We start from the raw sequence: 20,066 nt of genomic DNA, 5'->3' as shown, positions 1-20,066 counted from the left end.
TCTACTTTTTTTCTTCGTTCGAGTTAAAGTCACCTATCAAATCTTTTATTTCAGAGTCCATAACTTCTGAAGGTTCTAATGCATCTACGTTCCTGATGCAATAACCCGAAGCACGTATTGTTTTTATAATCGTGCCTTTATCTTTTAGCATACCAAGACCGTTCCTAAGTCGGTTTACATGCACGTCAACAGTGCGTGGTTCAACATCGTCGGCATATCCCCATACTCTCCTGATAACCTGTTCCCTTGAAAGCACCCTGTTAGGGTGTTCCATTAAAGCTTGTAATAGCCTATATTCAATAGGTCCTAGCTTTACTTCTTTTCCTTTGAAAAACACCTGACGGGTAGTCATATCCATTTTTACATCGCCATATTCAAGGGCTTCGTTTGAAAAAGCCGGTCGTATTCTGCGTAAAACAGCGTTTATTCTTGCGATTAGCTCTTTTGGTGAAAACGGTTTTACCAAGTAATCATCAACACCTTCGTCAAGACCGTCAATTTTGTCAGCTTCTTCACCTCTTGCCGAAAGCATTATTATAGGGAGCTTTTTTGTTCTGCTGTTACTACGAATCCTTCTGCATATTTCAATCCCCGAAAGACCCGGAAGCATCCAATCAAGCAATACCAAGTCAGGCATACTTTCTTCTATCATTATCAATGCTTCTTCGCCGTCTGCGGTGTGCCGTACTTTATAACCTTCTTTTTCCAGATTATACTCAAGCAGGGCAAGTATGGAATCTTCATCTTCTACGATTAGTACTGATGGTTTCATTGTATGTTTAGCCACGTATTAACTCCATAAAAAATTAGGCTGTTTGCAACCTATCACATTGTATCTAAAAAAGTAAAGACCTTACTTTTTACTGATTCCGGCGTATTAGATAAATATAAATTTAAGACAACTTTTAATTTATATCATACTCAAAGTAATAGATTCGCCGGTCTAAGCCGGCGAATGGTAATTGTAAAAATACTATATAAACTCAAAAGTAGCTTCAACTTCAACCGCTACGCCAAAGGGCAGGCTTGAAACTCCGACGGCGGCTCTTGCGTGTTTGCCGTTATTGCCGAATACTTGGGCTATTAAATCCGATGCACCGTTCGCAACGGCAGGGTGTTCCGTAAAGTCAGGGGTGGAGTTAACAAAAACGCCAAGCCTTACGCACTTTACCTTGCTTAAATCGCCATTTGACGCATCTTTAAGCTGGGAAATTATGTTTATAGCACAAACTTTTGCTACTGCTTTTCCCTGTTCGATTGAAAAATTATCACCAAGTTTGCCGACCTGACCTTCAACCGAGCCGTTAACAAATGGTATCTGCCCTGAAATGATTATCTGATTTCCGCTTATTGTGTACGGAACATAGTTAGCCGCAGGTTTTGCAGCCTCAGGGATAATAATATTTAATTCTTCTAGTTTTTTTGCAACGGCAGACATAATTTTCTCCTTAATAGTTATGGTTTAATACCGAAAAGATAATACAGGCAACCTGTTAAACTGCCTAGTGATTTCATAGACCTTGTGAACTGAAAAGAACAGAATTTTAAGAAAAACTTTGCTAAATAAAAATATAAATAGCAAAAAGCCACATATTTTGCCCGTCCTTTATTAAAATATTTTTCCTCCAGATATAACCTTGACCACAGCATATGCTTGTTCTTAAAGAATATTATTTTGTTGGATTTTGGGGTTGAAGCTCCCATAATGTGGGTTACTTCCGAATCGGGTGTTAACACAAGGCTATATCCGGCATTCATAGCCTTTAAGCATAAATCGTCATCTTCATAGAATAAAAATATTTTCGGGTCAAAAAATCCTATTTTCTTAAAATGCTTCATTCTAAGGAGCATAACCGCACCCGATAAACATTCGGCACATAAATCGCCGGACGGAGCTATATATTTTGCCTTCGTTTCTTCACGTACATAAAAAGCGGTTTTGTAACTTTGCTGAAGGCTACCGTCATCATTGTAAAGATTAGGTGCTATTATAGCGGCTTCCTCATATTTTTCTGCGGCCTGCACCAGTTTTTGTATAGAATCTTTTTCCAAGATAGCATCGGGGTTTAAAAGTAGAGCAAATTCGGTATCTATTTTTTCCAAAGCTACATTATTTGCACAGCCAAAGCCGATATTACTATCATTTTGAATTAATATGGCGTTTGGTCTGGTTTCTTTTACGATTTTACATGTAGAGTCTTTACTTGCGTTATCTATAACATATACTTTCATGCCGTCGGGGATAGATTTAAGGCACTCTTCTATCACTTTTGCACTGTTATATGTAACTATAACAACAGAAACCTTCTTGCTAGCCGAGTGTTTTTGCATTAAATTCCTCTAATTGATTATTGGCAGATGCGTAACTTTATAAAAAAAATAGAAGAATGACAAACAATCTTTATATACCGTTAACAAAAAGAGCTACAATACAAATAAGCGGCAAGGACTCCAAGCAATTTTTACAAGGTCTGATAACAAATGATATCAACAAGGTAAATGATGATAAAGTTATTTACGCTTTAATGCTTACACCGCAAGGAAAATTTCTTTATGATTTCTTTATAGCACATAGGGAAGGGGCGTACTTACTTGATTGCCAAAAGGAATTGTTACCTCAGATAATAAAGAAGCTAAGTATGTATAAGTTGCGTTCCGATGTGCAGATAGAAGATGTTTCGCAAAAATATGAGATTGCGGCTCTTTTAGGTGATAAAGTCTTTGAGGTGATGGAGGGCAGGGAAAATAATGTAAGGCAATTTTGTAAAGGAGTTGCGTATATCGACCCAAGGAATGATAAAATATTTGCACGCAGCTTTATTGAAATAGATAATGATTATCAATCATTTGAAGCTTTTGATTTTCAGTTGGGAGCGTTTGTTGATTATGAATATGCACGGATAAATGCTTGTGTTCCCGAAGGGGGAGCGGACTTAGAAAGCGGAGGTGCATTCCCTCATGATTTCGGCATGGATAGCTTGAATGCCGTTGATTATAATAAGGGGTGCTATGTAGGGCAGGAGGTTACTGCTAGAGTTCATCACAAAGGAAACATTAGAAAGCGACTATATGTAGTTGAGTCTAATGAAGAAAATAAATTGTCGTCCGGTCAGGAGGTAAAGTCGGGCGATGAAAAAATAGGGCAGGTATTTTCTACAATTAAAAATGTCGCCTTGGCTGTATTAATTCAGGAAAAAGTTGAAAAAAATAATTTTGTCTGTAATGTAAACGAAATGAAAATTAAAGTGCGTAAGTAATTATATGGAATTTTATTTAAGTAGCCTATATCAGGAGATGTTGGGGGCAACTATTATGTTCTGGCCGCAGTTTATCAGCGGTTTGTTGATATTCCTTTTATTTTGTGTGCTTTACATAGCTACGGGAGTTATCTTCAAGAGGCTGATAAACGGCAGGGAAAGCAACAGGCAGCATTCCGTAAAATTCCTAAAAAAATTCATACGCCTGTTTTTAATTATATTCGGCTTTATAACCATGCTCGGCACATGGGGTATCGACATAAGTGCCATTGTTGCAGGTTTGGGGCTGACGGGGTTTGCCCTTGGTTTTGCGTTAAAAGATGCTTTATCAAGTGTTTTGGCAGGCATTATGATTCACGTATATAAGCCTTTTGAAGTGGGAGATACTATAAGCACCTGCGGCTCTGAAGGAATAGTTACCTCAATTGACTTGCGATATACCACAATAGAATCAAATGGGGTTAGGCATCTTATTCCAAACTCTAAGCTTATTTCGGAAAAGGTTCTGATATCAGGGCGTTAGGCTGGAATTGTTACCAGATGTTATCTGCTGTCATCCCCCGAATTTTCGTAGAAAATTATAGGGGGATCTCAATACACCCCTTAATAGACTCACTACTCCCAATCCAATTGTTTGATAATTTATATTATGTCAAATCGGGGAGATATATATCTATCAGACTGGCTTGTCCGCAAACGCCGATCCTTCAAGCGTGACCAAGAACAAAAGCTTCAACAGGTTCTTAAACTAAACAACGATGAGAAAGGAATTAATCCTTTCGATAAACAACCTTCTTTTTTCAAGAAAAAAGCAAATTATTCATAGAAAACAGCACTTTTAAGGCGAATGTTAACCGTTCGTTAACTGTTTCGTCATAAAAAATGCACCGAAAAGCCGTCAAACTTAATTCGGTGCAACAAAATGAAAGGAATACCTTATGTTCGACATCTTAACACAAGAACATTTAAATAATCAAGTGGCAATTCAACCGTTAATAACCGTTGATAAGATCCCCGACGCAAAAACAGGCATGTGTCAACTTACGTTTAACGTGCCTTGGAACATTGCCGAGCAAGTGGCAAATATCGCAGCCCCTGCCCTTGCCAGTATCGCAAAATCTGTAGAAATTCGCACAGATTGGGAACGCCGCAGGGACAACAACGCAATAAAAATGCGGTTGCGTTATAACCGCTTGCAAAAAGGTTTTAATGTCAGCTTATGGGAGGCTTTAAGGCAGATTCACAAGTCCGGCTTCAGCTACAACCAATTCAAGGACTTTCTGGACGCTGCAATGATACAAAAAGAGCCTGATTATTATCACGGCTCGGAAAATTACAGAACCTTTATAACACCTAAAGAGCTGAAACAAAAATACAACAGAATACGCCTGTTTAGCATGATATTAATGCGTGCTAAAGGCTTATCATTGCCGCAGATAGGAAAGCACTACGGTATTGCGAAAACGACAGTTTCCACCATTTTAAATAAAGGGAAAAATTATGAATAACAATCAAATAAGCAAGGAGCTTGCAAGGCTTCTTAAATTTCTAAAAGATAAAGACAGAAAGCCGATAAAAAACATAAGCTTGCATGTAGGAGTTGTTGAGCATTCCGACAGCGGATTGCTGCCTGTTTGCTGTGAAACTGTTATAACTACAAAAGATTGTCAAATAAGCGTCTTTTTACCCGAAAATATTGTTAAACCAATGTCGGATATAATAGTCGAAATTTTAAACCCTTTATTACAGGAGGCAAAAGACAATGAACAAAAATAATCAGGTAGATAAGGCAGAGCTTATCAAGCGTTTAGAGCCGATAGTTTTTGAAATTAAGGCACTTAACAAAAACCACATCGGATTGCGTGAGCTGCACGCAATCCAAGAGCTGGAAGCTTTAAAAATAGCGGCAAGGCTAACCTCAATAATCGAATTGTTGGTTGATCAAGATTTGACTAAATTAGAAAAGAAACATTTGAATTGAGGGGTATCATGAATAAATATACTTTTTGTATCGAGATGAACCACACGTTTATTCATACGGAAAACATACAAATCACGGTTTCTGCTGAAGATTTAGATTCAGCTGAAGAACTGGCTTTAAACAAAGCAGATGGAGATCCCGATCCTTATTTTGCACATTATTCGGAAACCGAAATAGGAAGTTGCGTACTGCTAGAGTCTTCAGATAAGAATCAGCCCTACAGATGTGCAAAAACCGTTGATATGTTTATGTTACCGACGTCAATGTCGGTAACATCTTAATTATACCGCATCTCAACATAAGTTTTTATCGCAGCATACATGTAGCCTGCTCGAAAATCACTAACGCCGTCCTCAAGGAGTGTTTTTCTAAAAAGCTTGTCAACCTCTTTCCTATGCTCAACATCTAATAAACCTTGATGCTGCCAGTTGCAAAAAGCGTCATGTATAACCGCACCTCTCATAACATCTTCAGTATCTAGCCCCCCTGTAGCACCGTCAATACAAAAGCCTTTTTCGATTCTTAACAAGCCGTTTTCTGATAAACTTGAAAAATTTGATTTTATTGCCTTAGGAGGAATTATTTCAGTTTGTAATTGAAACCCCTCTAATATTCTGTATTTATAATGTTTTATATTGTCATATTTAATTTTCATATTACACCCCAAATTGAATTGATTATTAAAAATATTCCCGATATCCGACAAAAAATTTTATTACCTAGCATTTGTAAAAACTTCTCTTTCCAAATTTTTAATTCTTGCCCCGTAATCCGACAGCAACCATAGAATTCTTGCGGCAAAACCCAAATTTGCCAGACCCAAAGAAACCAATATCGAAGCAACCGCAATATCCATTAAAGCCCCGCCTTTGCTTTCTTATATTTTTCCCAATAATCCAACGTTGCCGAACGCTGATAACCTTTAGGACCACCATTATAATTACGCACAATATTTTGTTCTTCAGTCCCGTATCTGCGTAGCCAGTTAAGATATGCCGCACCAAAATAAACGCTTATTTCAGGATTTAACAAATCCTTTTCCGTAGGAATTCCGTATCTAGTCGCACCCCAGTTTTTAGCCATATCCACGGCAGTTGAAAGCAATGTTTGCATTAAACCTGTGGAACTTTCCTCAAGGTGCGGCTCGTATCTTGTTGCATCGGGCTTGCGATTGCTTTCAATCTGAATAATTGCCCTGACCATCATCGGATCAACAACAGGAAAATATAACGTGGTAATTTTTTCTGCTAAGTCTTTGACTTCCGCCTCTGCAAGCCTTGCTTTTTGCATTATTGGTTTTAAAACCGGCACAGGCGTAAACTTTATTGCCTCATCAAAAGCAGCAATCGTTTGATTTTTGATACTATCAACTTTTTCTTTTGTAAGCTTGCCTGTTTTTGCTGATGTTAGTCCGGCAAAATAAGCGGTTATACCGCTGATAAACATGAATAATAACGGCATTTACTCAATCTCCTTTGGATACATTGTTTCAACTTCCGCCCGAATCTGACGTATAGCGTCAATTTCCGCCTGCACCTCCTCACCTTCTTCTTTCTTCCATAGCAAAATAGTTAAGGCTTCGAGCGTTGCCCCTCGCCTGTTATATTCATCTCTGCGTAAATCTTTGTAATAAGGCTTATAAGGCGACCATTTGCCATTTACAGAATCCCAAATCTGGCTTCCATGTTGTGGGGCTTCAGGAACTTCAATTCCGTTAGCTGGTTTACTAACTATCGTCTTTAGTATCTTTCCCTTGTCATCTTTGACTATACGTCCTTGAAAAGCCCCTAAATAATTACCGTTTGAATCTACATAATATTTTTCCATTCTAACCCCACGCATTAATTTTTATACGCCAGTTTGCGTCTGTTAAATCAACGAAAGCACCCGAGCCTTTGTTCATGTATTGGAGGACGGGCGAAGAATTGGGAAAACGCAAATATATATTTGAAGCGTCAGAATAAACACCGGGCCTTCTTGAACTAGAACCATTAGGGCTTGTCGGGTGAATTAAAAACTCATCGCCAATACTCCAGCCGTCTTCTACGGTTTTGCATATTGCCGACAATTGTATAATTTTTGGAGTCCGCCCGAAGCCGTGAGCATTTGTTGACAAGCTTCCGGGTGTCATTGTGATTTCACCTGATTGATATATATCACAAATTCCCATGCCGAATAACAACCCCGCAGGTGTAACTATTCGCTGCCCGTCAAGTCCTGCGTTAACTTCAGCCACAGACGCTATTTCAGACTTTCCAGCGAGCGTTTGACTTGCTTGCTCAACAAGAACCTGTTTTCCCTCTATGGTCGAAGTAGCACTAGGTACAGGTATAGTAAGTCCTGACATTATAACCTCTCTTCAAAAATTCTAATGTCTATGCCCGTAGAATCGCCTATAGCCTTAACTTCAGCACCGCTTTCAATAGTCATTGAAGCACCGGCAACCAAGGGAAAACTGCTTGCCGTATCTACGCCTGATTCACCGATAAAACAAACCTTACCTATATTCCCGTAGCTGTATATAGTTGCTCGTGTCCTTGTCGTATCAGCCGCTAACAATGTTACCTCAGTTGTACCGACCGTTACTTTAGTTGCGACTATCGTGTCTCCTGACTTTGTTTTGACACTGCCCTTTATCTCATCAACAGAACCTACAGAATCAATAACTTCTTTCACACCGCTGTCATATTCAGGGCGATCAGGAGGGTTTGACATGTCCGTAAATCTGAATTCAACCCATTCCAGAGGCTGGGCAGAAGATGTTAGCTTCAGGTAATCTATTTTTATCGGACTTTCGTAAAATGCACCTTTTTTCAAACGGATATCATCAACTTTTGTCCGGTCCTCCAAAATAAGCTGTACGGTGACAATTGCGTTAACCGTAGATGCATCTGAAATTTCAATGCGATAGCAATCGGCTATTATATCATGCCGCACATACGCTGTATCAAGCTCGTATTTTATTGCATTCTTAAATTCGTAAGCCATTTTTACCCCTTAATAATTTTTAACAACGCCCATACGGAAAAAGTGACGGCGGCAAAAATGCCTATATTTTTAAGAACGCTTAAACCCGATTCTATAACACCGCTTGCAATAATTTTGTTACTTTCTGCATCTAAAATACCAAGTGCAAGTTGAGTTTCGGTATTAGCCTTTGTCTGCAATTCCTGACCTATAATACTTAAAATACCCAACTCACTTAAAGCCTGCTGAATTCCATTAAATGCGTTGGCTATAGGATCCGTATCAATTATAAAATCATTTTTAACTTCAACAGCAGTATTTACCTCGGTTTCATTCGTGGTAGTTTGGTTTACCGTCTGTTTAGAACCACCCCCAAATAATCCGCCAAATAACCCCATATCGCTACTTTATTAACCTTTTAAATTCCCCACTTACTTTTAAAACCAGCCAAAAAACAAACAAAATTATTACACTCCAAACTATCGTGGAAACCTTATTTAACTCAAATCCCAATATGTTAAAGCTTGAGCTTGATGCTGTAGGATTGCCGCTAATAACAACCGCCGGCGTTGCCGTATCCACACCCGAAAAGAAGCCGCCAAAATATGACACCAAACCTATAGCCGCACCACCAATTAATCCCCACATAACATTACTTCCTCTTTTTCTTCTTGGTTAGAGCCAATACCAAGGTAAACGCCGCAATAATACCGCCACCGATTGCAATATTAGTGGGCGATAAAAAACTATTTGCTTGATTGCTAACCGTGTTTGGAATTCCAATTATTTGCGGAACACTAGAACCGCTTAGTGTGGAACCCACCGGCGTAGGCGGCAAAGATGTTGCTGCAGAACTGAGTTGGTTTGAAAGTTCCGTAGCAAAATCGGCTGAAGGAGAACCCGAACTATCACCACCAAAGGAATTGCTTATACCAACAGAAGTATTAGTTACCGAGCTATTGCTCGATGTTTGGCTGACATTTTGCTCAGTACCTCCGCCGGTCAAGGCTGAAAGTATACCTGAATCTCCTATCCCCTTTAGACCTCCTGTGATAGCCGGCAATGCGGCTAATAATGCTTGAACAGCCATTAATCACCGTCCCCACCAAAAATTAAAAACAAGCCAGCAATAACAGTTGCAGCGACACCTACTATCATTGCAACTTGTGAAATTGTACTGGAACTAAAAAAAGCTGCGTCTGCCTCAGCCTTAATACGTTCAGCCTCCAGCTGCTGCTGTGCAAGTGCAGTTTCAGCTACTACCTGCTTAACGCCTGTTTCTTGTGCGGCAATTTCTGATTGATTTATGAAACCAAAAATATCTTTGCCGACCTCAACAATATCGCCAACGCCTTCTATTATGCTGTCAAAAATGCTCACCGTTACCTCACTAATCTTGCTTGGTTAGGTACTCGTACGTAAGTTCTAGCCTTGTATCATGACTTGACACAACCTTTGCTTCGTCAAAGTTTAAGTTAACATCACCTTGTGCGGCAACCGTTACCGATTGAGCTAGCCTTTTGTCATCTATCAAAGCAAAAGTCCTGTAACCGGCTTCTAAGTCAGCATACTGATCGTTATGCCATTTAACCGTATGATCACGCAAATCGTACCACGAAGACCTTAAAAAGGTGCTGGCATTAGAACCTTGGTCACTTGCTATTGATATTTGCTCGAAATTACTAAAAATCTCATCTGTTGCCGTAATAAGTCCGCCTGAAGTTGCTTGCTTGATAGCGGCGATATGAATAGCTACGTAATCCCTTTTTTCTTCAAGTTTATCAAAAACTTTACCTGTTTGCGTGAAGTCCTTGACAATCTGGTTAAGGTTTCTCATTAACAAACGTGAAGGATTCAACATTATGTCGTGATTTTCAGGCAAAACATGTTGATCATATTTTATCTGCACCTTAATGTTTTGCTTATCAATCGCAAAATCATTTACAGCCGTAAATATACCGGCATCACCGTTCATATTTTCGTTCCAATCCAAACGAATTTTATAACGTTGCGTATAGTTATTTGCTCCGCAATGATAAACTGAAAAAGGATTCCCCGGCATTGTAAAATCAAGGTAAATAGGAATAATCAATTCTTTTGCACCGCCGCTTGTTGCAAGGTCAAACGCCGGCTCCGGCAGTTGAATACCTTTGAATTTGCTGCAATGTTTGCGGATAGCAACATTATTAATATCCCATTTTTTGCCGTCAGGGCGTGAACTTTCAACAACAAGCCTGTTTAATATGCTATACGCCTGTGCTTCTTGTAAGCCCGTGGGTGCGGAAGCACCCACTTCGTAAGGCACAGTTATATAAACCATCGCACCATTTACTATAGTACGCTCCGGCATTTGCATTTGCATTGATGAACCGCTTTTTAGCTCAAAATTTTGTTGCAAGAAACTACGGTATTGCCTTGGAATAATTGCAGTTGCAAGACCGGTTGGTGTTGTATTTTTAGGCATTTTTATATCCTCTAAAAAAAATTATAATTATGGAAGTTGCAGTACTTATTGCATTACTTATGAAGACGTATTGCTTGTGTTACCACTTGATATAGGCAACTGCCTCATAAGTGAGGTTACAAGGTCATTTATGAATGGTAGTGCCGTCATAAGAGCAAAACCCGCTGCAAGCTTATATGCTAGCCCCTTTATGGAAGTGCTGGAAATCCAATTGTTTCCAACTTTGAAAGTTTTTGCAAAAGCTCCGCCGCCTTTTACAGTTATAAAAAGAGCAACAGCCCCTATAATTGCTTTTGTCAGATACTCAAGAATCATGTTTAGTGACATTTTTAAAACCCTGATAAGAAATTGATATATGTTCGTGAGTTTTATTGTGTCGTAAAAAAGTTATAAATAGAAGTGAGGTATTAAGGGATATTTAACTCAAACGTTTCTTTTCTAGGGTTCTTTTTTTTGGATTAATAACAAAAAACTCTAATTTTTGCAGTTCCCCGATAGCAACATTTAAGGGTTTTCCGTTATATTGCTTGATATAACTTTCATCTTCGATTGCCTGCCTGTCACTGGGTCTTTTTAAATAAAAACAATATATTTCACCGAGATTTTCTCGGATATCTGGGTGAATCATAGTTGCCCTTTGTGACGATATCCAAACGGTTATACCCATATGCCTCAACATAAATGTAAGCTCCTGTAATGTTTGAGGATACCGCTTATAATGCCCGTAATGAGTATTTATTTTTCCCATTTCATCAATATAAACATGACAGGCACGCTTGCCGGAGGCTATATATTGATTAATTGCTGTTACGAATTTATCAGGATTGTTATAAATTTTTGCTCGTGAGGGCCACCCGTCAAAATCAACGGGCGTATATATCAAAATTTCAGCGTCCGAGTAAGTCGCTACCTTATGCAAAGCCTGTTTTGCAAGCCAAGTTTTACCCATGCCGGTTGCACCTAAAACACCACGGTGACAAACTTCTACGCTGGCGGCGTTACTTGCTCGGTAGTCACTTTTTTTTTACGACCGCCTTTTTTGGTAACGATAAGTTCTTCACCTGTTTGAGGATCTATTAACGTTTGTCCTTTTGTTACCGGCAAAGCCTCCGGTGTTTTTTCTGCATCTGCTTCCGCTTTTTTAGGCTTGAATGCAAAATAAGCACCTGCACCACCAACTGCCAGCGTAAGTAATGATAAAAATATAGTTGAAGCCCTAGAGCTGACTGAAGTTGCTGGCTGTAAGTCCGTTTCCATAGTCTGCGGTTGCGGCTGGCTTGTCGCCTCTAGAAATTGGTTCATCGTCGTTTTTCTCCTGTGTATTTTCCGTTTTTTTATCGGTTTTTTTACCGTAAAAAACCGTATCTCTAAAATGATTCCTTGTTGTAGAATTTGCAGCCCTTGGCACTATAGCAGCAAGTATCCTGCCGAGCAGCTCAACAAAAAAGCCCTTGCCACCCGATATATAAGTCGTAAAGCCAAAATGCTCCGCCCCACGATCCAAAAGAGAGTTTAACCCTTCCCTCTCCTTCTCGGTCAATTCCGCACCTTTTGAAGCTCCCCACGCCGCACGCCATAAAGACGCAAATCCTTCAACAACAGAAGACGCTACAAAATTTGCCTGAAACTCAAACTTTACGCCCTCGCTTTCTTCTTCGGGGGTATATTGCTGCACGCAAACTTTTTGCACCGTCTCATCAGAGCTTCGAGGCGGCTCATTGCGTGCCGCCTCCTTTCCCAAATCATCGAAATTGAATTTATCCGACATTTAAAACCTTCTGTTTAAAAACCATGCTGTCAGCCCCAATGACATAACAACAAAACCAAAAAAAACGCTTAAAATAATAAACGGTATTGATATTATTCTTAATATAACCTGAAAAACGCATGACAGAAAAACGCAGCTGCTAAAACCTATATAACTACCTGTATTCCAAAAATATGTTTGAATTCTATTTTTCATTTTCTTGCACCTTTTCTAATTGCCTAGACAAAGTAACATTCTGTTTAAGCATATATATTGAACGTGACAAGGTCATGCTCAATTCACCGTTTTCCGAAAGCTGGTTATACATTGTTTTCGGCTCGCAAAGTCTATAACCTGTAACAGTTATGTGAACCGCACATAAATCGGTAAGCGTTTTAATTTTCAGAAACTCTAAAACCTTTCTTAAATCCGCCCACGTCATATGATAAACCGGCATAACTACCTCACTTACGATTACATAACCGTTTATAAACCATTATTTTATCTATTTTAAGGGAGTATTTTAGGGATATCAGATTATTCTGATGATTTTTTCTTTTGATTGCCTGTAAATGCACCTATTATTCCCGTAACTGCGGCAGCTCCTGCCATGATATAAGACAGCGTATCCTTACCGCTTAATGCAAAAAAAACTATACAGGCAATCCACATCAATAGAGCCACAAAGCCAAATATTTGCCCCCTCTTTATTTCGGAGCTTTTTGTGCTTATTTCCATTTTCCTTATCCGCTCATGTGCTTTTAAATATTCATTCTCGTGCTTTTGGCGGTGTTCTGATTGTGCTTCAGTTAAAGACAAAATCCTTTCTGTTGTACCCGGTAGGATATCTTCATAATGTTTTAGAGTTTCAGGTGGAGGCAAAGGACTTGTAAAAGCTGCAATCGCACCTTCTACCCTGTGCTGATGTTCTCTCTTACCGATTTTTTTAGTGGATTCTGTTGTCTTTTTGATGCTGTTCATTTAAAATATATGTTTTTGTATATTGACTAAAAGATTTGTTTAAATCTTGGGCAACCATTTCTGCGTCAGTTCCAAAATCTTCCTCGTAACTGTTGTACTTAAAGTCATTTTCAGCTGAAGCGTTATCGTTAATAGAGTTCTGTCCCCTTACAAAATAGCCGAATGCAAAAGCCGCACTAAACCCTAATAAAAACCCTTTAAAAAAATCGTTCATAAAAGTACTGTTTTTTTATTAATAATTAGCAAAAAGACCACGTTTTTTATTATAATTAGCAAAAATACCACGTTTTTAAAGTTTACGCAACAGGGATATAACCATTTTCTGAAATCACGAAAAAGGCTGGAAAACTGATTGAAAATGTTTTATTAAGTTAACGAAAATGAAAGGTTTTCCATGACTGAACAAAAAAACTCTGCTATTCAGGCAGCACTTGAGGCTGAGCCGAAATATAAAATTAAAATTTTAGAAGGTGAAGTTTCAGAACTTACAAAGAGGTATAAAAAGATGGATTCTAAATTATACGAATTAGGTACAAAAATAGCCGTTCAGGAAGAGAAAATAAAAACTCTAAACAGTAAGGTTATATCATTTAATCTTATTGCCTACTGCCTTGCAGGTGCAATATTTGTTATAATGGGATTTGCATTAACAGTTATATATCAGTCGGATAATACAAGGCTCCAGCTGGAGTATCAAAAGGAAATTTACGAGCTGCATAAAAAAATTATAGAAATAAAATAAAATCCCATAAAGAAATCCAATTTTAAAGCCCATAGAGGGGCGAAGATTTTTTTTATATAGCAAGTACCCAAAAAATCAAAAACGGCAACCAGAGGGCACATTTAGTGCCTAGAATTTGATTCTAGATTCTAGTTTTTGCCGAGCTTCTTACCGCCCTAACCCGAAAATCGGTTTTTTCCGTCAGCTGTGTTATTTTTAATACGAATTATTGACCTGTGAGCGATTAGCGAGCTCATTCTTACTTAATTACGTAGTAATTTCTGATACACGCGCGAGATGGGAAGGATTGGACTTATAAAACAGTTTGTTAACCCACTAGCAACAACCATCTGTGTTTGTTGTTGACAACCACTTGTGCTTGTAATATCATAAGCAACGAGCGGTAAAAATAGATTATACACAAGTTATACACAGAGTTATCCACATGTTAAAAAAGAGACAAAAAGGCAAAATTACAAAAAGCATCGAAAAAATATCCCTCAAAAAATTAAAGCAATATCGTATTGAATTGGCTTGTAGAAGGGAAGGCTTTGCAAATTCGGCTCTTAGAAAAATATCTTTAATTCAAGAGGTGGAAGATGATATCCTTTCTCCGCATGAAAAAATGGAGAAAATATACGAATTAATGATTTTTTATGCACAGCATGAAAATGAACTAGAAGATGGTTATAAAATCAAAATGGAGGAAATATTCAATGGCTAAAGAACTTACTCAAAGTCCAAAACTACCAGCATTTATCGCAATGAACAACGAGGATAAGAAGCGTACAAGAGAAATGGATTACATCTTATCTGCTCCAGACGATATCATTCCGCCTGAAGAAAAAGAAAAATTAGCTGAAGCCCTTTTGCTAAAATATGAAAAGCAAGCCGATCACCTTGAAAAATGGAACAATTTTATTCAACTTGATTGCAAAGGTTTTGAGGAAGTTGTGTTTAAAATTGAAGCTGAAGCCCCATACAAACACAAAACTCTTTTAATCTTTAATCTTTTGCTCAACTCAATTGATAGAAAAGGAAAAAGCTTATACACCGCTAAGTCATTGTCTGAAAAGCTTGATTGTCACATTAATATGGTTTATCAGTCGTTAAAATGGTTACGAGAAAATGACATTATTGTTGATAAAAAGGATACGAAAGACCGAGGAATTTATATTATGTAAAATGGGGTTGTGGTCATTTATATGGAGTTTTACGGAGTATCGCCATATGGTCGATACGTCAATATCCTGCGTTTTCTTTAGAAAATTACAGGGCGACTATGAGAGTTTATATTTTCGGGTAATGACGTTCTTCTTGTAGGGTTTATTTAAACCGGAGGCATATAACGATCTAATGTTTCAATCATTAAAGGAGTAATATTTTTCTGGTAATTGTAGCTGTCTAGTGCAGGGTTACGCTTGTTGCCGGTAACCATCCCCTTGTCACTATAAATAACACCTTCTGCCATTCTGTGAAAATAGAATGCGGTTTCCGGTGAAATCAGCTTTTCATTTTTAATGCGAGCATTCGGGACAAATTCAAATACAAGGCTACCATCAACCTTAAACACACCGTTATTATTGGTTATTCGTTTAGCAAATGCACGGAAGAACGACTCGAAATCCTCGACTCTCTCTCCATTTGCATTCATTTGCCATTTTGGGTTGGCATCACGGTCTCCGACAGCAGAGCTGACGGTTACCCTTTCTCCTGAAACTTCCAATTGCCTCTCCCTTGCGTTGTTGTTTCTTTGAATGGGAAAATGATACTATTTGTTTTAGATGCTTTTATCAAGTTCTTTTGTTGGCTTGAATGATAAGATGCTAAAATAAATTCAGCATGACAAGCCAAATAACTGTCATCCCCCGAATTTGCGAAGAAAATTATAGGGGGATCTCATTTAAACTTATTCAGATCCCCGAACAAGTCGGGGATGACAATTATAACTATATTTAATGACAAATTTAACTATGCTCAAGTTTAGCCAATTCCACAGCCGCTCTAAGCTCAATTTCATCAATAAGTTCTTTTAGCTGATTGTCCGTATCGGCTTCACGCCAGCTATTTATAAGGTCATCAAGGTTATTTAATACGGATTGGGATATTTTTCCTTCAAGCAACCCTATTCTTATTTGGTCAAGATGCTCGACTATATTGAACCCGTGTTGTATTTGCCTTTTGCGGCTTGACGGCTCATCTCCTACTTCCTGTAGGGCTAGTAATGAATCAAGCTGCATAACTCCAGATACCGAAGATGACGGGCTTGCAACATTAGCTTCGCTGCTTTGCGACAAGTGAGATGAAAATGATGTGCCGCCTGTTTTTTGTGCAGATGATTTTTTTGAGACGGACTTATTATTTGCTATTTTTGTTATTTGCATGACTATACCGTTTGATTTATCAGGTTTATCCATTCATCTTCAGTTAATATTTTCACGCCAAGTTCGCCGGCTTTTTTCAACTTTGAACCTGCTTCTTCTCCTGCCACTACATAATCGGTTTTTTTAGATACTGAGCCGGAAACTTTGGCATTCAGGCTTTCAGCTTTTGCCTTTGCCTCAGACCGTGTCATTTTTATTAACGTTCCTGTAAATACAACTGTTTTTCCAGCAACCGGAGAATTTGACTTGGGGCGTTCCGCATTTTGTATATCTAATATTTGTGCCAGCTTGTTAACTTCTTCTATATTATGCTCTTCACGGAAGAATTGCACAATTGAACGGGCTACTTTTTCGCCGATTCCGTCAATTGATAACAGCTCGTTATACTCCTCCGACGATACATCGGAGGCTTTTTTCATATTTTCTTCCCAATTTTTGAAGTTATTATAACTAAACGCCAATAATTTTGCGGTTGTAGTTCCTACAAAACGTATGCCTAAAGCATAAATAAATCTGTTTAGCTCAATTTTACGTTTTTCGTTGATGGCGTTAAATAAATTTTCAACCGATTTCTTGCCCCAACCTTCACGGTTACCGATAGATTTCAGGCTATTTTTTTCATTTTCTTCTAATTGAAATATATCCGACGGTTTGGAGATTATTCCGTCCTCCCAAAAAGATTTTATCTGCTTTTCTCCCAATCCTTCAATATCGAATGCGTCACGGGATACGAAGTGTTTTAAACTTTCAACTGCCTGCGCATTGCAAATTAACCCACCTGTGCAGCGAGTTACCGCCTCTCCCTCTTCTTTCTTTGCGATACTGCCGCATATAGGGCATTTATCAGGGAAAATAAAGGCTTTAGAGCCTGTCGAACGTAATTCAATATCAACTCCTACTACTTGGGGGATTACGTCCCCTGCCCTTTGAATTATAACGGTATCCCCTTCCCTAATGTCTTTTCGTTCAATCTCATCTTTATTATGCAAAGTCGCTCTTGATACTACAACTCCTCCCACCGTAATAGGTGTCAGCTCGGCAACCGGAGTTAATGCTCCCGTTCTCCCGACCTGTATATTAATTTTTTCCAAGATTGTTTTGGCTTGTTCAGCGGGGAATTTATGTGCAATTGCCCAGCGTGGGCTACGGCTTATAAAGCCCAGCCTTTGTTGCCGCTCAATTAAATTTATTTTATAGACGATACCGTCAATATCATAGTCCAGATTCGGACGCTTCGCATATATATCGCCATAATTATCAAGTATTTGCTTGGTGTTCTTAATTATTTTAGATAGAGGGTTTGTCGACAGCCCCATCTTTTTAAAAGATTCAATCATATCAGATTGTTTATCGGCTATTTGTTCGCTAACCTCACCCCAGCCATACATAAAATATTTTAAATTACGGCTTTTAGTTATCCTAGCATCTAGCTGACGCAATGAACCGGCTGCGGCATTTCGTGGATTTGCAAATATTTTGCCGCCGTTTTTTTCCTGCTCTTTATTGAGTGCTTGAAAATCTTTATGTGACATATAGACCTCGCCACGCACCTCCAATATGTCGGGAAATTCCCCCTGAAGTTTTGTCGGCAGGAATTGTTTTAAATTTTCTGTTATGTCCTCTCCGGTAGTTCCGTCCCCTCTTGTTGCTCCACGGACAAACACACCTTTTTCATAACGTGCGGAAAAAGAAAGCCCGTCAATTTTTGGCTCGGCGAAAATATCAACTTCATCACTTTCATTTAATCCCAAAAACCGCCTGACTCTATCGATAAAGTCATTTATGTCTTGTTCTGAGAACGCATTTGCAAGGGAAAGCATCGGAACAGTATGCTTTACTTTCCCGAATTTTTCACTAGGAGCATACCCGACTTTATTTGTGGGGCTATCCCCCCTTATAAGATTCGGGAATTTTTCTTCAATTCCTTCATTTCTTTTTCTTAATGCGTCATATTCGGCATCGGATATTTTAGGATTATCCTCTTTGTGGTACAGTTCGTCATGCTTTGCGATTTCGTTCGCAAGCCTTTCAAGTTCAACAATCGCCTGACTCTCGGTTATACTTTCTAACGAGATATCAGATGTTTCTTTTTGACTGTTAAAGTCGAATAAGGTTTCCATTACGAAGATAAATCTAAGTCAAACAATTTTTTATGTTCATCAATAGCATAGCGGTCGGTCATTCCTGCTATATAATCCACTACCACTTCAGAGCGTTTATTAGCATTTTCGGCATTAAGAGCCTTTTCCCTCCAGTCATTAGGCAAACATTCAGGCTCGGTATTTAATATCGCAAACAAATCCTGAATTATGCGTTTAGCCTTACTGGTCATTCTGCTGACTTTATAATGTTTGTACATATTTTCATTCAGAAATTCTTTTATGGTTTTGACATTTTCATGCATACCTTTTGAAAAACCTACTACAGGTCGGTCAAGATTTCTGATATCATCAACGGTTTCAATATTAAAATCCTTAATATTTTTTAAAGTATGACGGGTAAGGTCAACAACCATACGGTTTATCATTCGCCTGTTTGCTTCATGTATAAGCCTTGATTCGGAAAGGTTTGTAAATTCATTTGCAAGCTCCCTGAACATATTTCCGACGATAGGCAGTTTTTTTACGTCGTTAACAGTAAATAGTCTAGCCCTGATACCGTCATCAATATCGTGGTTGTTATATGCTATGTCATCAGCGAATGATGCTATTTGTGCCTCGGCTGACGGGAATTTATCAAGTTGCAGATTAAATTGGTCGTCTATCTTTGAAATTACGGGGTGTACATTGCCGTCATAGCGTTCTTTATCACGATATTTACCTGTTATCGGCCCATTATGTTTTACAATACCTTCCAGTGACTCCCATGTCAGGTTTAACCCGTCAAATGCTGCGTATTTATCTTCCAAGTGCGTTAGCACCTTTAATGTTTGTGCGTTATGGTCAAATCCGCAATAATCTTTTGCAGCTTCACGAAGGGCTTCTTCTCCTGCATGACCGAAAGGTGTATGACCAAGGTCGTGGGCAAGTGCCAGTGATTCGGCTAAATCTTCATTCAGGGATAAGTTACGGCTAATTGAACGAGCTATCTGAGCAACTTCCAAGCTATGAGTTAATCTTGTTCTGTAGTGGTCGCCTTCATGATTTACGAACACCTGCGTTTTATATTCAAGCCTCCTAAATGCGGTTGAATGGATTATCCTGTCGCAGTCACGCCTGAAGTCCGAACGGTTATTGCTTCTCTCTTCGGGGTATATCCTGCCTTTGCTTTTTAAAAAATCACAGGCATAGGGGGCTAGGTTATGCTGTCCTATATTGATTAATTTTGATAAAGGAACTACATTTTCCATGTTTTCGATGTTATTTTCTTTTGTCATATTGCCCGCCTGATGTTATATTATAAATTTGAATTTGTTAGTTCTGTCATCCCATGATAAAAAATTTAGTAAAATTTTTTATCATGGGATCCAATTTGAAAAGTTTAGGAAAACTTTTCAATATTTAAAAAAGTTTCCTAACTTTTTTAAAAGTGGATTCCACTATAATTTGTTTTACTAAACAAATT

At 38.5% G+C, this 20,066-nt stretch carries 35 protein-coding genes; 10 read left to right on the top strand and 25 right to left on the bottom strand.

From position 1 onward, the window contains the following. Position 1: 1 nt before the first annotated feature. The 3 genes from phoB to O2942_00720 all read right to left on the bottom strand — a co-directional run bounded on the left by phoB (position 2) and on the right by O2942_00720 (position 2,331). A complete protein-coding gene (phoB, locus tag O2942_00730) occupies positions 2-772 on the bottom strand; it encodes a phosphate regulon transcriptional regulator PhoB (GenBank protein MDA0780772.1) in 771 nt (256 codons plus the stop codon). 201 nt (positions 773-973) lie between these two features. After that, positions 974-1,438, bottom strand: coding sequence for a RidA family protein (locus O2942_00725; protein MDA0780771.1), 465 nt, complete (start codon positions 1,436-1,438; stop codon positions 974-976). 17 nt (positions 1,439-1,455) lie between these two features. After that, positions 1,456-2,331, bottom strand: a complete 876-nt coding sequence (locus tag O2942_00720; GenBank protein ID MDA0780770.1) for a glycosyltransferase family 2 protein — start codon at positions 2,329-2,331, stop codon at positions 1,456-1,458. 56 nt (positions 2,332-2,387) lie between these two features. Between O2942_00720 and O2942_00715 the strand changes: the two genes are divergently transcribed. From O2942_00715 to O2942_00685, 7 genes are all read left to right on the top strand, one after another. Next, positions 2,388-3,257 (top strand): hypothetical protein, encoded by an 870-nt coding sequence (locus O2942_00715; GenBank protein ID MDA0780769.1) that lies wholly within the window; start codon positions 2,388-2,390, stop codon positions 3,255-3,257. A gap of 4 nt (positions 3,258-3,261) precedes the next feature. Then, positions 3,262-3,780, top strand: coding sequence for a mechanosensitive ion channel (locus O2942_00710; protein MDA0780768.1), 519 nt, complete (start codon positions 3,262-3,264; stop codon positions 3,778-3,780). 126 nt (positions 3,781-3,906) lie between these two features. After that, positions 3,907-4,083 carry a hypothetical protein gene (locus tag O2942_00705; protein ID MDA0780767.1) on the top strand — a complete coding sequence of 59 codons (177 nt, stop codon included), beginning with the start codon at positions 3,907-3,909 and terminating at the stop codon, positions 4,081-4,083. A 112-nt stretch (positions 4,084-4,195) separates the two neighbouring features. Beyond that, positions 4,196-4,765 carry a hypothetical protein gene (locus O2942_00700; protein ID MDA0780766.1) on the top strand — a complete coding sequence of 190 codons (570 nt, stop codon included), beginning with the start codon at positions 4,196-4,198 and terminating at the stop codon, positions 4,763-4,765. Next, positions 4,758-5,033 (top strand): hypothetical protein, encoded by a 276-nt coding sequence (locus O2942_00695; GenBank protein MDA0780765.1) that lies wholly within the window; start codon positions 4,758-4,760, stop codon positions 5,031-5,033. The genes O2942_00700 and O2942_00695 overlap by 8 nt, the downstream gene beginning before the upstream one ends. Next, complete coding sequence (locus O2942_00690; GenBank protein ID MDA0780764.1) at positions 5,020-5,238, top strand: hypothetical protein; 219 nt, start codon at positions 5,020-5,022, stop codon at positions 5,236-5,238. Before O2942_00695 ends, O2942_00690 begins: the two co-directional genes overlap by 14 nt. 35 nt (positions 5,239-5,273) lie before the next feature. Continuing rightward, positions 5,274-5,519, top strand: coding sequence for a hypothetical protein (locus O2942_00685; protein MDA0780763.1), 246 nt, complete (start codon positions 5,274-5,276; stop codon positions 5,517-5,519). Here O2942_00685 and O2942_00680 read toward each other — a convergent pair. The 18 genes from O2942_00680 to O2942_00595 form a co-directional block, all read right to left on the bottom strand. Beyond that, complete coding sequence (locus tag O2942_00680; protein MDA0780762.1) at positions 5,516-5,893, bottom strand: DUF1353 domain-containing protein; 378 nt, start codon at positions 5,891-5,893, stop codon at positions 5,516-5,518. The genes O2942_00685 and O2942_00680 overlap by 4 nt on opposite strands. 60 nt (positions 5,894-5,953) lie before the next feature. Continuing rightward, the gene (locus O2942_00675; protein MDA0780761.1) at positions 5,954-6,094 is read right to left on the bottom strand and encodes a hypothetical protein; all 141 of its coding nucleotides are present in this window, start codon (positions 6,092-6,094) and stop codon (positions 5,954-5,956) included. Beyond that, the gene (locus tag O2942_00670; GenBank protein ID MDA0780760.1) at positions 6,094-6,699 is read right to left on the bottom strand and encodes a transglycosylase SLT domain-containing protein; all 606 of its coding nucleotides are present in this window, start codon (positions 6,697-6,699) and stop codon (positions 6,094-6,096) included. Before O2942_00670 ends, O2942_00675 begins: the two co-directional genes overlap by 1 nt. Next, complete coding sequence (locus O2942_00665) at positions 6,700-7,065, bottom strand: hypothetical protein (GenBank protein ID MDA0780759.1); 366 nt, start codon at positions 7,063-7,065, stop codon at positions 6,700-6,702. 1 nt (position 7,066) lies between these two features. Continuing rightward, positions 7,067-7,585, bottom strand: coding sequence for a hypothetical protein (locus tag O2942_00660; GenBank protein MDA0780758.1), 519 nt, complete (start codon positions 7,583-7,585; stop codon positions 7,067-7,069). After that, positions 7,585-8,226 carry a hypothetical protein gene (locus O2942_00655; GenBank protein MDA0780757.1) on the bottom strand — a complete coding sequence of 214 codons (642 nt, stop codon included), beginning with the start codon at positions 8,224-8,226 and terminating at the stop codon, positions 7,585-7,587. The genes O2942_00660 and O2942_00655 overlap by 1 nt, the downstream gene beginning before the upstream one ends. A 2-nt stretch (positions 8,227-8,228) precedes the next feature. Further along, positions 8,229-8,603 carry a hypothetical protein gene (locus tag O2942_00650; GenBank protein ID MDA0780756.1) on the bottom strand — a complete coding sequence of 125 codons (375 nt, stop codon included), beginning with the start codon at positions 8,601-8,603 and terminating at the stop codon, positions 8,229-8,231. Positions 8,604-8,607: 4 nt separating this feature from the next. Continuing rightward, a complete protein-coding gene (locus O2942_00645; GenBank protein ID MDA0780755.1) occupies positions 8,608-8,853 on the bottom strand; it encodes a hypothetical protein in 246 nt (81 codons plus the stop codon). 4 nt (positions 8,854-8,857) lie between these two features. Further along, on the bottom strand, positions 8,858-9,295 hold the full coding sequence (locus O2942_00640; protein ID MDA0780754.1) for a hypothetical protein: 438 nt from the start codon (positions 9,293-9,295) through the stop codon (positions 8,858-8,860). Further along, positions 9,295-9,585 (bottom strand): hypothetical protein, encoded by a 291-nt coding sequence (locus O2942_00635; GenBank protein ID MDA0780753.1) that lies wholly within the window; start codon positions 9,583-9,585, stop codon positions 9,295-9,297. Before O2942_00635 ends, O2942_00640 begins: the two co-directional genes overlap by 1 nt. 10 nt (positions 9,586-9,595) lie before the next feature. Then, positions 9,596-10,669, bottom strand: coding sequence for a hypothetical protein (locus O2942_00630; protein ID MDA0780752.1), 1,074 nt, complete (start codon positions 10,667-10,669; stop codon positions 9,596-9,598). A gap of 57 nt (positions 10,670-10,726) precedes the next feature. Further along, positions 10,727-10,996 carry a hypothetical protein gene (locus O2942_00625; protein MDA0780751.1) on the bottom strand — a complete coding sequence of 90 codons (270 nt, stop codon included), beginning with the start codon at positions 10,994-10,996 and terminating at the stop codon, positions 10,727-10,729. Between the two features lie 91 nt (positions 10,997-11,087). Further along, complete coding sequence (locus tag O2942_00620; protein MDA0780750.1) at positions 11,088-11,618, bottom strand: hypothetical protein; 531 nt, start codon at positions 11,616-11,618, stop codon at positions 11,088-11,090. A gap of 35 nt (positions 11,619-11,653) precedes the next feature. Next, on the bottom strand, positions 11,654-11,926 hold the full coding sequence (locus tag O2942_00615; GenBank protein ID MDA0780749.1) for a hypothetical protein: 273 nt from the start codon (positions 11,924-11,926) through the stop codon (positions 11,654-11,656). Continuing rightward, positions 11,886-12,437 (bottom strand): hypothetical protein, encoded by a 552-nt coding sequence (locus O2942_00610; protein ID MDA0780748.1) that lies wholly within the window; start codon positions 12,435-12,437, stop codon positions 11,886-11,888. The genes O2942_00615 and O2942_00610 overlap by 41 nt, the downstream gene beginning before the upstream one ends. A 184-nt stretch (positions 12,438-12,621) precedes the next feature. Then, entirely contained in the window at positions 12,622-12,873 is a 252-nt protein-coding gene (locus tag O2942_00605) for a hypothetical protein (GenBank protein MDA0780747.1), read from the bottom strand. 80 nt (positions 12,874-12,953) lie between these two features. Then, on the bottom strand, positions 12,954-13,397 hold the full coding sequence (locus O2942_00600; protein MDA0780746.1) for a DUF2335 domain-containing protein: 444 nt from the start codon (positions 13,395-13,397) through the stop codon (positions 12,954-12,956). Beyond that, complete coding sequence (locus tag O2942_00595) at positions 13,363-13,611, bottom strand: hypothetical protein (GenBank protein ID MDA0780745.1); 249 nt, start codon at positions 13,609-13,611, stop codon at positions 13,363-13,365. The genes O2942_00600 and O2942_00595 overlap by 35 nt, the downstream gene beginning before the upstream one ends. A 180-nt stretch (positions 13,612-13,791) precedes the next feature. Here O2942_00595 and O2942_00590 point away from each other — a divergent pair, with 180 nt between their 5' ends. The 3 genes from O2942_00590 (at position 13,792) to O2942_00580 (ending at position 15,302) form a co-directional block, all read left to right on the top strand. Beyond that, on the top strand, positions 13,792-14,139 hold the full coding sequence (locus tag O2942_00590; GenBank protein MDA0780744.1) for a hypothetical protein: 348 nt from the start codon (positions 13,792-13,794) through the stop codon (positions 14,137-14,139). 424 nt (positions 14,140-14,563) lie between these two features. Further along, a complete protein-coding gene (locus tag O2942_00585) occupies positions 14,564-14,842 on the top strand; it encodes a hypothetical protein (GenBank protein ID MDA0780743.1) in 279 nt (92 codons plus the stop codon). Then, positions 14,835-15,302, top strand: coding sequence for a hypothetical protein (locus O2942_00580; GenBank protein ID MDA0780742.1), 468 nt, complete (start codon positions 14,835-14,837; stop codon positions 15,300-15,302). Before O2942_00585 ends, O2942_00580 begins: the two co-directional genes overlap by 8 nt. A gap of 146 nt (positions 15,303-15,448) precedes the next feature. On the opposite strand, the gene O2942_00575 is transcribed toward O2942_00580, so the two are convergent. From O2942_00575 to O2942_00560, 4 genes are all read right to left on the bottom strand, one after another. Next, positions 15,449-15,844, bottom strand: coding sequence for a hypothetical protein (locus O2942_00575; protein MDA0780741.1), 396 nt, complete (start codon positions 15,842-15,844; stop codon positions 15,449-15,451). A 241-nt stretch (positions 15,845-16,085) separates the two neighbouring features. Next, on the bottom strand, positions 16,086-16,535 hold the full coding sequence (locus O2942_00570; protein ID MDA0780740.1) for a flagellar assembly protein FliX: 450 nt from the start codon (positions 16,533-16,535) through the stop codon (positions 16,086-16,088). After that, the gene (ligA, locus tag O2942_00565; protein MDA0780739.1) at positions 16,505-18,622 is read right to left on the bottom strand and encodes an NAD-dependent DNA ligase LigA; all 2,118 of its coding nucleotides are present in this window, start codon (positions 18,620-18,622) and stop codon (positions 16,505-16,507) included. The genes O2942_00570 and ligA overlap by 31 nt, the downstream gene beginning before the upstream one ends. After that, positions 18,622-19,851, bottom strand: coding sequence for a deoxyguanosinetriphosphate triphosphohydrolase (locus O2942_00560; GenBank protein MDA0780738.1), 1,230 nt, complete (start codon positions 19,849-19,851; stop codon positions 18,622-18,624). The genes ligA and O2942_00560 overlap by 1 nt, the downstream gene beginning before the upstream one ends. Positions 19,852-20,066: the final 215 nt, after the last annotated feature.

Source organism: Pseudomonadota bacterium, assembly GCA_027620075.1.
GTDB lineage: Bacteria > Pseudomonadota > Alphaproteobacteria > Rickettsiales > UBA6187 > 1-14-0-20-39-49.
Note: the sequence above shows the minus strand (reverse complement) of the source record. Positions and strands in the feature narration are given on the sequence as shown.